Annotated in this window: 14 protein-coding genes; 5 read left to right on the forward strand and 9 right to left on the reverse strand. The window is 69.5% G+C overall.

Features of this window, described 5'->3' with window-relative positions; translation table 11 throughout:
* Positions 1–35: 35 nt before the first annotated feature.
* Entirely contained in the window at positions 36–1,133 is a 1,098-nt protein-coding gene (locus tag BLR41_RS03740) for a UDP-N-acetylmuramate dehydrogenase (protein ID WP_092626812.1), read from the reverse strand.
* A gap of 39 nt (positions 1,134–1,172) precedes the next feature.
* Here BLR41_RS03740 and BLR41_RS03745 point away from each other — a divergent pair, with 39 nt between their 5' ends.
* Together BLR41_RS03745 and BLR41_RS03750 are read left to right on the forward strand one after the other, a co-directional pair.
* Positions 1,173–1,724, forward strand: a complete 552-nt coding sequence (locus tag BLR41_RS03745; RefSeq protein WP_092626478.1) for a DUF2505 domain-containing protein — start codon at positions 1,173–1,175, stop codon at positions 1,722–1,724.
* Positions 1,725–1,757: 33 nt separating this feature from the next.
* Positions 1,758–2,507 carry a maleylpyruvate isomerase N-terminal domain-containing protein gene (locus tag BLR41_RS03750; protein WP_092626480.1) on the forward strand — a complete coding sequence of 250 codons (750 nt, stop codon included), beginning with the start codon at positions 1,758–1,760 and terminating at the stop codon, positions 2,505–2,507.
* Between the two features lie 198 nt (positions 2,508–2,705).
* Here the strand turns inward: BLR41_RS03750 and BLR41_RS03755 are convergent, their stop codons facing one another.
* The 4 genes from BLR41_RS03755 to BLR41_RS03770 form a co-directional block, all read right to left on the reverse strand.
* Positions 2,706–3,509 carry an alpha/beta fold hydrolase gene (locus BLR41_RS03755; RefSeq protein ID WP_218119889.1) on the reverse strand — a complete coding sequence of 268 codons (804 nt, stop codon included), beginning with the start codon at positions 3,507–3,509 and terminating at the stop codon, positions 2,706–2,708.
* Positions 3,509–3,775 (reverse strand): DUF2516 family protein, encoded by a 267-nt coding sequence (locus tag BLR41_RS03760; protein WP_245693799.1) that lies wholly within the window; start codon positions 3,773–3,775, stop codon positions 3,509–3,511. Before BLR41_RS03760 ends, BLR41_RS03755 begins: the two co-directional genes overlap by 1 nt.
* 208 nt (positions 3,776–3,983) lie before the next feature.
* Positions 3,984–4,823 (reverse strand): hypothetical protein, encoded by an 840-nt coding sequence (locus BLR41_RS03765; protein ID WP_176797798.1) that lies wholly within the window; start codon positions 4,821–4,823, stop codon positions 3,984–3,986.
* A gap of 5 nt (positions 4,824–4,828) precedes the next feature.
* A complete protein-coding gene (locus tag BLR41_RS03770; RefSeq protein ID WP_176797826.1) occupies positions 4,829–5,296 on the reverse strand; it encodes a helix-turn-helix domain-containing protein in 468 nt (155 codons plus the stop codon).
* A gap of 296 nt (positions 5,297–5,592) precedes the next feature.
* Between BLR41_RS03770 and BLR41_RS03775 the strand changes: the two genes are divergently transcribed.
* Positions 5,593–6,351: a nucleotidyltransferase domain-containing protein gene (locus BLR41_RS03775; protein WP_092626484.1), complete on the forward strand. Its 759-nt coding sequence runs from the start codon at positions 5,593–5,595 to the stop codon at positions 6,349–6,351.
* A gap of 126 nt (positions 6,352–6,477) precedes the next feature.
* On the opposite strand, the gene BLR41_RS03780 is transcribed toward BLR41_RS03775, so the two are convergent.
* On the reverse strand, positions 6,478–6,891 hold the full coding sequence (locus BLR41_RS03780; protein WP_092626485.1) for a VOC family protein: 414 nt from the start codon (positions 6,889–6,891) through the stop codon (positions 6,478–6,480).
* A 45-nt stretch (positions 6,892–6,936) separates the two neighbouring features.
* On the opposite strand from BLR41_RS03780, the gene BLR41_RS03785 reads away from it, so the two are divergent.
* Positions 6,937–7,548: a CGNR zinc finger domain-containing protein gene (locus tag BLR41_RS03785; protein WP_245693804.1), complete on the forward strand. Its 612-nt coding sequence runs from the start codon at positions 6,937–6,939 to the stop codon at positions 7,546–7,548.
* 48 nt (positions 7,549–7,596) lie between these two features.
* Here BLR41_RS03785 and BLR41_RS03790 read toward each other — a convergent pair whose 3' ends face one another.
* Positions 7,597–8,802: a DUF445 family protein gene (locus tag BLR41_RS03790; protein WP_092626814.1), complete on the reverse strand. Its 1,206-nt coding sequence runs from the start codon at positions 8,800–8,802 to the stop codon at positions 7,597–7,599.
* 176 nt (positions 8,803–8,978) lie between these two features.
* Between BLR41_RS03790 and BLR41_RS03795 the strand changes: the two genes are divergently transcribed.
* Complete coding sequence (locus tag BLR41_RS03795) at positions 8,979–10,145, forward strand: pyridoxal phosphate-dependent aminotransferase (RefSeq protein WP_092626815.1); 1,167 nt, start codon at positions 8,979–8,981, stop codon at positions 10,143–10,145.
* 218 nt (positions 10,146–10,363) lie between these two features.
* Here the strand turns inward: BLR41_RS03795 and BLR41_RS03800 are convergent, their stop codons facing one another.
* Entirely contained in the window at positions 10,364–10,879 is a 516-nt protein-coding gene (locus BLR41_RS03800; protein ID WP_092626488.1) for a hypothetical protein, read from the reverse strand.
* A complete protein-coding gene (locus BLR41_RS03805; protein ID WP_092626490.1) occupies positions 10,876–11,469 on the reverse strand; it encodes an RNA polymerase sigma factor in 594 nt (197 codons plus the stop codon). The genes BLR41_RS03800 and BLR41_RS03805 overlap by 4 nt, the downstream gene beginning before the upstream one ends.
* Positions 11,470–12,078: the final 609 nt, after the last annotated feature.

Below are 12,078 nucleotides of genomic sequence, written 5' to 3' on the forward strand. Positions count from 1 at the left end.
GTAAAGTCAACACAGTGGAGCGTCTCGGATGCGCATCAGAGCAGACAGTCCACCAATACGGGCTCCGGAGCCAGCAACACGCCGAAGGCGTCCCGCACTCCGTCCCGTACTTCACCCGCGAGGCTGAGCAGGTCCGCGGTGGTGGCCGAACCACGGTTGGTCAGCGCCAGGGTGTGCTTGGTGGACAGCCCCACCCGTCCACCCGGACCGGCGTAGCCCTTGGCGAAGCCCGCGCGTTCGATCAACCAGGCCGCCGAGAGCTTGGCCGCTCCGTCCGCTGCGGGATAACGCGGGATACGCTGCTGCCCCACCCGCTCCTCGATGCGTTCCAACACGCCCGGCAGGTGCTCGGCTCCCACGATCGGGTTGGTGAAGAACGAGCCCGCACTCCAGGTGTCGTGGTCATCGCGATCGAGCACCATCCCCTTGCCGCCGCGAAGCCGCAACACCGCCTGCCTGGCACGTTCCACCGGCACACGCTCGTCCGGCGCCACTCCCAGCTCACCGGCCAACTCGCCGTAGCGAACGGGTTCGGAGAGCCCGTCCTCCCGCAGCCGCAACCGAACTCGCAGCACCACCGCCCGATCCGTGCGCTTGAGCATGCTGCTGCGATAGCTCAGCCCCAGCTCCTCGGCGGGCACCGTGCTCACCTCCCCGGTGGGACGATCGAGCAGATCCACCGAGATCAGCGGTTCGGAGATCTCCACCCCGTAGGCCCCCACGTTCTGCACCGGGGTGGCCCCGGTCAGGCCGGGGATGCCGGAGAGGCACTCCAGGCCTCCCAGGCCGCGACGGACCGTATCGGCGACCACCTCGTCCCAGTCCTCGCCCGCTTCGACGGTGAGCCGCACCAGACCGTCCCCCAACCGGTCGTAGGTGATCCCGCTCGTGGCGATGCACACCGCTTTGCCGTCGAACCCCTCGTCGGAGACGACCAGATTGGAACCGCCGCCGAGCAGGAGCAGCCGCGTTCCGGCACGATCGGCGGTACGCACCAGCTCGACGAGCTGTCCGGAGTCGGTGGCGGTGACGAGTTCGGTCGCGGGGCCGCCCAACCGCAGGGTGGTGTATCGGGCCAGCGAACGGCTGGGAGCGGCGGAAGCCGGGGCCTCCACGGCGCCGCCTTCGGACATCGAGCTGGAGGTCACGGTCGCCACGGTAACCTGCGCCGCATGACAAGCCGCATCGAGCACCACAGCATGTCGCGTTGGCCCGCGGCACGGATCCACGCGGCGCTGGTCGATGAGGCGTGTCTGCGCGAGCGGCTGGACACGCTGGGAGGTGCGGCCGCGCGGCTGGTGTCGCACACCGTCACCGGGGACGAGGTCCGCTTCCAGATCCGGCAACAGCTCCCCGAGCAGGACCTGCCCGGCGTGATCCGCGGTGTGCTCGGGGGGAGCCCGGTCGTGGACCGCAGCGAAACCTGGCGGCGGCGGGAAGAAGGTCATTTCGTGGGGGAGGTGGCAGCCACGCTGGGAGGCGTTCCGAGTACCGTCACCGGCTCACTGTGGCTGCGCGATCTGACACCCGGCGAAGAGGTCGACACCGACACCGCTGCCGGGGATCGACCGTGGGCCAGTGAGTTCGTGTTCCACGGCGAGGTGAGCGTACGGCTGCCGTTCCTGAGCGATCGGGCGGAAGAACTGCTGGCGGTTCAGGTGCGCCGCGTGATCGCTCAGGAGCGGAAGTTCCTGGCCGACTGGCTGAGCCGCACCGGCGGGTAGGTGGGTCGCCGATCTCCTCCTAAACTCCGTGACATGAACGAGGACCCGAATCACGCACGGTTACGCGAACACGCGACGGCGTTACGCGAGGCCGCGTCCGGCGCGGGGGCCGACGCGGCTGTGCCCACCTGCCCGGAGTGGGACGTCCTGCAGCTGGTCCGGCACCTGGGCAAGGTCTACGCGATGGTCGGTCAGGCACTGAGGCTGGACCCCGAGGATTCCAGGCCCAGGCCCGAGTCGGCTCCCCGCGAGTTCGACGCCGCGCTGCACTGGATGGACGAGCGGTTGACGGAGCTGACCACGCGGCTGGCCGCTGAGTCACCGGACCGCGCGGTGTGGTCCTTCTTCCCCGGCGGCACCCCACGGAACTGGGCGAGACGAATGGTGCACGAGACCGCCATCCACCGGCTGGACGCCGAGTACGCCCTCCCGAACGGCGGATCGGACGAGCGCGGGCTGCTGTTCGACGCCGAATTCGCCGCGGATGGGATCGACGAATTCCTGACGATGTTGCTCGCGGTCGGCCACGACTGGTCCGCGGCACGGAATACCGGACGCCTGCTGTTCCACGCGGTGGACGTGGAGCGGGCATGGCTGGTGACGTTCGAGGCCGGGCAGTCCCCTTCGATCGAACGCCGACGCGGCACCGCTACCGGTGACATCGAACCGGAGGCGACGGTCGCGGGCGAGGCGGACACGCTCTACCGCAGGGTGTGGGGGCGCCCCAACACGGCGACGACCAGGGGAGACCGGGAACTGGCAGGGCTGGTCAACGGCAGGTGACCAGCGCGGATACCGAGGACCGAGCGCCCTGGCAGCGTCGATTTCTCGCTTCGATTCAACCGGTGAATGCAACACGTGGCTTGACCTGGGGTGAAGGCTCATAGGCTGGCCGCCCATCGGGCAGTCACAACCTGCCCGGCAACGAACCCGATCAGCGCCCTCACGAGGGCCCCGGTCAAACCGGGAGGACGGGTTCCGTCACCGGTCGTCGAGGAAACCGGTCAGCAACCGCCGCAACTCGGCACGCCTGTCGAGCATGGGCGCGGCGGAATCGAACACCTGCAGCCGGGCATCGGGCAGCACGGCCGCGAGTCGTTCGGCCACCGCGGGCTCGTGCAGCGGATCGGCGGCGGCGCCTATCACCAGCACGGGGGAAGCAACGGCGGAGAGTTCGGCGCTGTCGTGCAACGGAGCCTGCCCGGGGAGGGTGCGCAGGGCGGGACCGAGGCGCCGCAGCGTCGCCGCGCGCTGCTCGACGTACTCGCCGACGTCGGCATCTTCCGGGAGCCCGGAAGCGACGATCCCGCGCAGCCACTCGCCGTCGTCCTCGGCGGCGGCGTCGACTCCCGAGGCAAGTTGTTCGAAGATCGCGGTCACCGCACCACCACGCGGCCGGTCCAACGCGGCGGGAAGCAGCAGGGCGAGCCGTTCGAAACGCGTGGGATTCCGCGCGGCTAGCCGGGTCAGCGCCCCGGCGCCGAGTGAGACCCCGACCGCCCGCTCGGCCCCCACCCGATCGGCCGCTTCGAGTACGTCGTCGGCCACGCGCTCGTAACTCCAGTAACCGGCTACCGGGTCCGCCGCACCACCGTGGCCGGGCAGGGTGAGCACCACGCGGGTCCCGCGCAGTCCCGAGGCGGGGATGCGTGCCTCACCCTCGGTGGCACCGAGGCCGTGCACCACCAGCGTCACCGGCGCACCGCTGCCGTGCACGCGCCAAGTGGCTCCCGAGGCGAGTTCCGGGCGGGCACCGCCGACGGTTCCCGTCGAACCGACCGTCACTACCAGGAACTGCCCTTCTGCACCTCGGTCACCCGGGGACGCACATCCACGATGTAGACCAGCGCGGCGACCAGACCGGCGATCCAGATAATCGTCATGGGTCCCCTGACCATGAGTATGAGCACCAGCGCGCCGGCGCCGGTAATCCCGAGCCAGATCGGCTTGGACTGCTTGTCCGCCGCCGTGAACGCGTCGGCGCGCTGCATCAGCGCGTGCCCGAACGCGTACACCCCGACCGGGATACCCGCTATCCAGAGAGCCGTCACGATCACCTGAGCCAGAAGCACACCGCAAGGATACGGGTAATCCTCACGGAAGTCCCGGTCGTGTACCGAACGGGCGCGACCTCGGCCGCGCGAGCAGCGGTGGCCGCGCCCGACGGGGGGTAGCAGGCCGGTGACCGTGCCTGGCAGCGGTCGTTCCCGGCAGCGGTCGTGCCTGACCGCGGCCGTTCCCGCAGGCGGCCGGGTCCGGTCAGCTCTGTTCCTTGTTCCGCGCGGCGGATTTGGGCTGCTTCGAGGGATTGTTCCTGCCGGCGGTCGAACCACGCTGCCCACCGGAACGGCTCCCGCCTCCGGAGCTGCCGCTGGCGGAGCTGCCGCTGCCGGAACTCCCACCGGCGGAACTCCCACCGGCGGAACTCCCACTGGCGGAACCGGTCCGGCCGCTGCTGCCGGAACCGGTCCGGTCGCCGCTCTTCGCCGTGGAGGCGCGGTTGGCGGTGCGTCGTGTGGCACCGCGGGTCTCCGAGGCGGCACGTTTCCCCGTCTCCCGCACCGTTTCGGCACTCTCCTCCGCCACGGTCTCGGTGGTGCGGGCCGCCTTCTCCCCGGACGAGCGGGTGGTGGTGCTGACCCTGCCGAGCACGTCGTCGGCCAGCTCGCGGGCTTCTCCCACGGCTCCCTCGAAACGTTCCTGGGCGTGCTCCACCTGGCTCTTGGCGCTCCGCACACCCGGCTGGGCACGAAGTCGCTGCAGTGCGTCCTCACCGCGCTCGCCGAAGTAGCCGTAGAGCTTCGCGGCGGAATCCCGGTAGTTGTCGAGCAGTTCGCGCAGATCGCCGGAACGGATCCGGTCGCGCAGCTCCCCCAGGTCCGAGGGCAGTTCGCTCACGGTCTCGCGTGCCGATCCCGCGTGCTCGTTGAGCTGCTCCCGCACCCGGTGCACGCTGTCGGCCACGGCGTGCGCGGCGACCTCGCCCGCTCCGAGGGCCGCCACCAGCGGCATCCGAGCCTGCTTGTAGAGGTTTTCGGCGGCTTGGCCCGCACGACCACCCGGTTGCTCGGTCTCACTGTTGTCGGTTCGCGTCGCCATGGTGCTCACTCCTCGGATTCGGATCGAACTGTCTCGTGGACGGCGGTCTCTTCCCGTGACTCCGGCTCGGTCCGTGACTCCCGGTCCCGCCCGAGCACCGCCTCGGATGCCCCGTTCTCGCCGTTCTCGCCGCGGAACGAGGTGTAGACGTCGAGCAACACCTGTTTCTGTCGGTCGCTCAGTTCCGTGTCGGCCAGAATCGCGTCGACCACCGGCCCACCCGGACGGCTTTCCAGGAACCCGGCCTGCACGTACAGCGCCTCGGCCGAGATCCGCAGGGCGTTGGCGATCTGCTGCAGGATCTCCGCGCTGGGCTTGCGCAGTCCTCGTTCCACCTGGCTGAGGTACGGGTTGGAGACCCCGGCCCGCTTCGCCAGCTGTCGCAGCGAGATCTGGGCGGTGGCGCGCTGCGCGCGGATGTAGCCTCCCAGGTCGTTGACGGCCCGGTTAACCGCTTTGACCGGGTGATCCATCCGTTCCACGCTCGCGCCACCTTTCCCGTCACGTCCACGCTAGCACCGTTGCTAACTATTGCAAGCACAGTGCTTGCACTCGAACAGGTGAAAAGAGCGGTGGTCGGCACCGCGGAATCGAGGGCTGTCGCTTTCTCGCGAAATCGCCGTGACGAGCCCGGTGTTCGCTAAGATCGAGCGCGATGAAGTGATGGCCCCTCGCGGACCGCGTAGCGGTCCCGCTCCGTCCGAGACGCTCCGGCCACTCGCGCCGAGAGCGGGTTCTTTGCCGTCCACTTCATCCGATCGGATTCCCGATGAACGACGAAACCTTCCCCGGGCGTGTCGCCGAACGGCTGGCGACACTCTCCGGCGTGCGCGCTGTGACTCTCGGCGGCTCACGCGCACTGGGCACCCACACCGCCGAGAGTGACTGGGATTTCGCGCTGTACTACCGCGGTGACTTCGATCCCGCGGAGCTGCGCGCGCTCGGCTGGCCCGGCGAGGTCTCCGGAATCGGCGACTGGGGCGGCGTGTTCAACGGCGGGGCCTGGCTGACCGTCGAGGGCAGCCACGTGGATGTCCACTACCGCGATCTGGACGTCGTGGAACACGAACTCGCCGAGGCGAGGCAGGGGCGTTTCCACTGGGAGCCGCTGATGTTCCACCTCGCCGGCATACCCAGCTACCTGGTGCTCGCGGAGCTGGCACGGAACCGGGTGCTGCGCGGCAGTCCGCCCGACCCCGAATATCCGGAGGCACTGCGTGCGGCGGCACCTCCGGTGTGGCACGACCGAGCGATGCTCACGCTCCGGTACGCCGAGGGAGCCTTCGTCGAGCGCGGCCGGGTCACCGGATTCGCCGGCGCGTTGGCGACCGCGGCCATGCAGCTCGCGCACGCCGTGCTGGCGGCTCGTGGCGAGTGGGTGACCAACGAGAAGTCGCTGCTGCGGCAGGCCGGCCTGGAGGGCGTGGACGGGATCGTGGCCGGGCTGGGGCCCGACCCCGAAACGCTGCGACGGGCCTTCGACCAGGCGAACGAGCTGTTCGGAACCGTCACGGCCGAGATGCGATGACAACCGTGGGGCGGACGGCACCGGTACCGGGGGGCCTCTCCTGAGCCACCGGCGCGCGTGCCGCCCCCTCGGGCGACACGCGGGGCACCGTCGATCCCGTCCGGGGGATCTCGATTTCTCGCGAGATCACGCGGGCGGCGGTCCCCAGCACAGGCAGAACGGGTGTCCGGCCGGGTCCGCGTAGACCCGGAACTTCGATTCGAGCTCGTCCGCCGGCTGGGGCAGCCGGGTGGCTCCGGCACGCAGCGCACGGGCCTCGGCGGCCTCGAAGTCGGTCACCCGGATGTCGAGATGGGCCTGCTGCTGCGGCGGCGAGTCGGGCCACCCCGGCGCGGTGTGGTGCGGATCCAGCTGGCAGGAGATCCGCGCACCGCCCTCGGGGTCGGCCAGTTCCACCCACCGCTCGTCGGACACCGACTCGTCGACCGGCCAGCCGAGCAGCTCGCCGTAGAACTCGGCCAGCCCGCGCGGATCGGGCCCGTCAAGCACGAAGGAGATCACGCGCAGCTGGGACGAGGTGGCGCGTTCGGCTCCTGCCATCGAAGTCTCCGTAACTACCGTAACTGTTTCAATGGTTACCAATCGATGATTATGACCTCGCAACCGCGTTACCGCAAGGAATCGCTGGCTTACGATGGGACCGTGAACAGCAAAGCCGTCGCAGCCGTCGCGCCGAACGGGCTATCAGCGGCACCATCCGAGCCCGTCGGGCCCGACACGGAACAGGACATCGACCTTCTGCTGGCGTTTCTCAACACCGTCGACGCCGAGACCGGCACTGATGTGCTGGCGGAGACGGAACAATGGCAGCAGTGGTGCCTGCGACACACCGGGCAGGCATCCGTGGACACGGCAGCAGCACGCGAGATTCGCGACCTGATGCGCGATTCGATCAGTTGCGGTTCAGGCGAATCGACGGCCATACCTCCCGCGACAGCGGAATGGCCGGTGCGCATTCATCTCGAGGAAGGAGTGCCGGTCGCCTCCGGCAGTGATGCACTCGGAGCCGTCCTCGCGGCGGCGTCCCGCATCGCCACGGTGGGCCGCTGGCATCGCATCAAGATCTGTCCCGCGACGAACTGTTTGTGGGCCTTCTACGACCGTTCCAGAAACCGATCGCGCACCTGGTGCTCGATGCGGGTCTGCGGCAATCGGGAGAAGGCACGTTCCTGGCGGGAACGCCACACCCCGCATTGAGCACCATCGCGACACCGCTCGGCACAGCCGCGTGGCCGCCGCGGGAGGTCACAACAACAACTCGGTGACCGTGTGTATGGCCAGCCCGGCCAGCGCACCCACCACCGTGCCGTTGACACGGATGAACTGCAGGTCGCGCCCGACCTGTAGCTCGATCCTGCGGGAGGTGTCGGCCGCGTCCCAGCGGTCGACCGTGTCCGTGATCAGCGTGGTTATCTCGGCACGATAGTGGTTGACGACGTAACGGGCCGCCTCGCGCAGCCAGCCGTCCACCTTGTCACGCAACTCCGGCTCGGCGGCGAGGCGGCCACCAAGCGATACCAGACCGTCGCGTACCCGCTGCCGCAGCTCGCTCTCGGGGTCCTCGGCGGCTTCCAGCAGCATGCCCTTGGCCGTGGTCCAGGCGTCGGTGACCAGGCTCCGCACCTCGGGGTGTTCCAGCACCTGCCACTTGATGCGATCCGCTCTGGCCATCGTGGCCGGGTCCTCCCGCAGATCCCGCGCGAACTCGACCAGGAACCGGTCCACGGCCTTGCGCATCTGGTGCTCGGGATCGGTCTTCACGGCCCAGGCGAACGCCAGTACCTCGCTGTAGAGCTTGTCCGCCACCAGCGAGTCGAAGAACCTGGGCGACCAGGAGGGAGCACGCTGGTTTACCACCCGCGAAACCGTTTCGTAGTTGTCCCGGACCCAGTCGTAGGCACGATCGCAGACCAGATCGACCAGACCGCGATGCGAACCGTCCTCGAAGACCCTGCCGAGAACGCGTCCCAACGGCGGTCCCCACGGCTGTTCGACGACCCTGCGCAGCACGGTCTGTTCCAGCACCTGCCGCACGTCCTCGTCCCGCAGCACCCGCACCGCACCGCGCAACACCGCTGCCAACTCCGCCGTGACGCGCTCCGCGTGCTCCCGCCGCGACAGCCACTCACCGAGCCGACCGGTTATCCCGGCACGGTCCAGCTTGTCCACCACGACCTGCTCAGACAGGAAGTTGCTGCCGACGAAGTCACCGAGGCTCTGCCCGAGCGCGTTCTTGCGGTTGGGGATGATCGCGGTGTGCGGGATGGGCAACCCCAGTGGCCTGCGGAACAGCGCCGTCACCGCGAACCAGTCGGCCAGCGCGCCAACCATCCCCGCCTCGGCGGCGGCGTTGACGTATCCGACCCAGCCCGAGCCGTCCGGGACCAGCCACCCGGTCCACAGGTAGACGAACGCCGCCAACAGGAACAGACCCGTGGCCACGCCCTTCATACGGCGCAGCCCGCGCTTGCGGGAAAGCTCGGCCACCGAAGTATCCGACACCCCACGATTGTGGCAGCGCTGCCGAGCACGCCCACCACTGCTCACCTTCCGGAACCGGCGGAACTCCGCCGGGCGAGCACTACGGAAACCGAGTCACCGCGGCCTCCACTAGTAGGGTGCGAGCCGTGCGTACTCCACCCTTGAGCAGTCGACTGCGCCCGTTCACCTCGACGATCTTCGCCGAGATCACCGAGCTCGCTCGGCGCAACGAAGCCGTCAACCTGGGACAGGGGTTCCCCGACACCGACGGTCCCGCTGGCATGCTCCGCAGCGCCGAACGGGCGATCGCGGACGGCACGAACCAGTACCCTCCGGGACCGGGCGAGCCCGAGCTGCGCGCCGCGATCGGTGCCCAGCGCGCCGCCGACTACGGCATCGAGCACGACCCGGAGACCGAGATCCTGGTGACCGTCGGCGCCACCGAGGCGATCAGCGCGGCGATGCTCGGCCTCGTCGAGCCCGGTGACGAGGTGGTGCTGTTGGAGCCCTACTACGACTCCTACCCCGTAGCCGTGTCGCTGGCGGGCGGCACGCGACGCACCGTGCCACTGCGGGTGAGCGGCGGACGGTTCGGGCTCGACGCCGCGGCCCTGCGAGCGGCGGTCGGACCGAACACCCGCGCGCTCGTGCTCAACTCGCCGCACAACCCGACCGGTGCCGTGTTCACCGAGGCGGAGCTGGCCGAGGTCGCCCGGGTCTGCCGGGAGAACGATCTGCTCGCCATCACCGACGAGGTCTACGAACACCTGGTTTACGACGGGCGCGGCCACGTGCCGCTGGCCACGTTCCCGGGAATGGCCGAGCGCACCCTCTCGGTGTCCAGCGCGGGCAAGAGTTTCAACGTCACGGGGTGGAAGATCGGCTGGGTCTGCGGTCCTCCGGAACTGGTCGCGGCGGTGCGCGCGGCGAAGCAGTTCATGACCTTCGTCGGTGGTGCCCCGTTCCAGCCCGCCGTGGCCCACGCCCTGCGGGAGGAGCGGGACTGGCTGCCTGAACTGCGCACCGAACTGCAGCAGAAACGGGACCGCCTCCGGGCCGGGCTCGGCTCGGCGGGGTTCGACGTGCTCGCCTGCGAGGGAACCTACTTCCTGTGTGCCGACATCCGGCCGCTCGGCTACACCGACGGCGCCGAGTTCTGCCGCGGTTTACCCGAGAGGGCCGGTGTCGCGGCCATTCCGCTCCAGGTGCTCTGCGACGATCCGGAGCCGGTACGCCACCTCGTCCGGTTCGCCTGCTGCAAACGCGACGAGGTGATCGACGAGGGAGTGCGGCGGCTGCACAAGCTGGGCTGAGAGGCCCGCCGGGGTGGTCCGCACCCCTCCGAGCTACCTCTTTCCCCGGAACTCACCAGCGCACCCCGCACACGCCGAGGCGAGCTGAAGCCACCGGTGGCGAGCGGGGCCGCCGCATGGCTGCTACCCCGCTGGTGACGGCCCCGGTTGGCCGGGATCCGCACGAATCCGGCCAACCGAACGCCTCCCCACCACGCTCGGGAAACCCCGTGCCCCGGTCAGCACACGAACCAGTCGCTGCTCGTCCGATGCGTGACGAGACCGTCCGCTCGCCGGGTGTGCAGCCGCAGACAGATCGGTCCGGCGGGAACACCGGCCACGGCGAACCCGCCGCAGCCGTCCAACTCGCCCCGACACTCTCCCCGCCCGTGCCGCAGGATCACCGTGCCCGAGGGGCTGGGCTGCCCGGCACGGCTCAACACGATGCCGCGGGCGAGGAACCTCCCCTGCCGCGTTTGGCGCAACTCCAGTTCGACGAGTCTGCCCGGCGCGGCGAAACTCAGCGTGCGCACCTCCGCAGCGCCGCGCGACTCGTCGACAGCGCGGCCTCGGAAGGCGGAATCGCCGAGCGGCTCCAGCACTCCGACGGAGTCACGCTCCCGGACCAGGCGCCGCGCGGCCCCGTAGGCCACGCTGATCGCCCGCTCGGGGGTGGGATCCGTTCGGCGGAACAGCCTGCCCAACGAACGGAGTTCTTCCGGGATTCCCGTGCTCGCACCTGCGCCGGTACTCACACCGCCACCCCTTCCACGGCTTCCGGACTCCCCGAGGCGAGCATCCGCAGGCGCAGCGCTCGCAGGCATCGCTGCTTCTTGGGACCGATGGAACCGCGGGCCATCCCCAGGGCGGTACCGATCTGCTCGTAACTCGCGTCCGGGGCCACCGCCATGATCCGCAACAACTGTTGGCAGCGGTGGGACAGCTGGGCGAACGCCTGTGCCATCCGCGCGGCCGACAACGAACGCATCGCACTGCTCTCCGGGGTCTCGCTGCTGTCGGCGGTCTCGGCCAGCAGTCCGGCCAGCCCGCTGGGCGATTCCCTGCGTCGGGCGCGTGCCAACCGCATCGACTCGCGGCGGGCGGTGGTTACCAGCCACGCGGACACCCCTTCGGGATCGCGGAGGCGGTGCAGGTTCTCGGCCAGCAGCAACCAGGTCGCCTGCCAGGCGTCCTCGGCGTCGGCGCGATTGGCCGAGTAGGCGCGAACGGCTCCCCACACCACACCGCTGTTGCGGTCCACCAGATCACGCCAGGCACGCTCGTCACCCACGGCCAGCCGACTGAGCAACACGGCGGTACCGCAGGATCGCTCCCGTTCCGTCACTGGAACACCTTTCCTACTTCGGGATCGGCCCCGGCCCGGGAGCGGTGCGCGTCGAGCGAAGCACACGACTCGGGCCGGTTCGCCGAATAGGAGACGTCCCGGCCGCCGTTGGATTCACGGTGCGGCAGTAAACCCCCGAACGGGGCAAGAGTTCGAGTAGTAATACGTAGCTGCCGGGTAGCCCCGGGGAAGGCGCGTCCAGCCCCGAACCGTTCGCACTCGCTACCGGAGATCATTCGGGAAAAACCAACGAGTCACGGCGGAGCGTTGTTGGTTCATAACGCCGCCTAACCGGGTGACAAGCGGCGTTTGCGGATGCCAATTCGCCGATTACTCGGGAGGATGATGGTCGAACGCGGGCAGCGAGCCACGGGGCGGTGATTCTGATGCAACGGGCAGTCCCGAGCGGTGCGGGAGCGTCCACATTCACCGAGACCGGACGATCGCCGGTTGGGGCGCTCCGGTTCCCGAAGCATGCGGGGCGTTTCCGCGCCAGACCGCGGGCAGCGGACGGCGGCTGACCCGAAGCGCGCTGCGAAAAGCCGGATGCACTGCGCGAGACCGAATGCGCAGCGCGAGGCCGGAAGCGCAGTACGAGAACGGAAGCGC

Source organism: Actinopolyspora mzabensis (assembly GCF_900101095.1).
In the GTDB taxonomy this organism is placed as follows: domain Bacteria; phylum Actinomycetota; class Actinomycetes; order Mycobacteriales; family Pseudonocardiaceae; genus Actinopolyspora; species Actinopolyspora mzabensis.

Coding starts and splice junctions, on each gene's coding strand:
- BLR41_RS03740 (WP_092626812.1), bottom strand. CDS start 1,133: ATGTCCGAAGGCGGCGCCGTGGAGGCCCCGGCTTCCGCCGCTCCCAGC.
- BLR41_RS03745 (WP_092626478.1), top strand. CDS start 1,173: ATGACAAGCCGCATCGAGCACCACAGCATGTCGCGTTGGCCCGCGGCA.
- BLR41_RS03750 (WP_092626480.1), top strand. CDS start 1,758: ATGAACGAGGACCCGAATCACGCACGGTTACGCGAACACGCGACGGCG.
- BLR41_RS03765 (WP_176797798.1), bottom strand. CDS start 4,823: ATGGCGACGCGAACCGACAACAGTGAGACCGAGCAACCGGGTGGTCGT.
- BLR41_RS03770 (WP_176797826.1), bottom strand. CDS start 5,296: ATGGATCACCCGGTCAAAGCGGTTAACCGGGCCGTCAACGACCTGGGA.
- BLR41_RS03775 (WP_092626484.1), top strand. CDS start 5,593: ATGAACGACGAAACCTTCCCCGGGCGTGTCGCCGAACGGCTGGCGACA.
- BLR41_RS03780 (WP_092626485.1), bottom strand. CDS start 6,891: ATGGCAGGAGCCGAACGCGCCACCTCGTCCCAGCTGCGCGTGATCTCC.
- BLR41_RS03785 (WP_245693804.1), top strand. CDS start 6,937: ATGATTATGACCTCGCAACCGCGTTACCGCAAGGAATCGCTGGCTTAC.
- BLR41_RS03790 (WP_092626814.1), bottom strand. CDS start 8,802: ATGAAGGGCGTGGCCACGGGTCTGTTCCTGTTGGCGGCGTTCGTCTAC.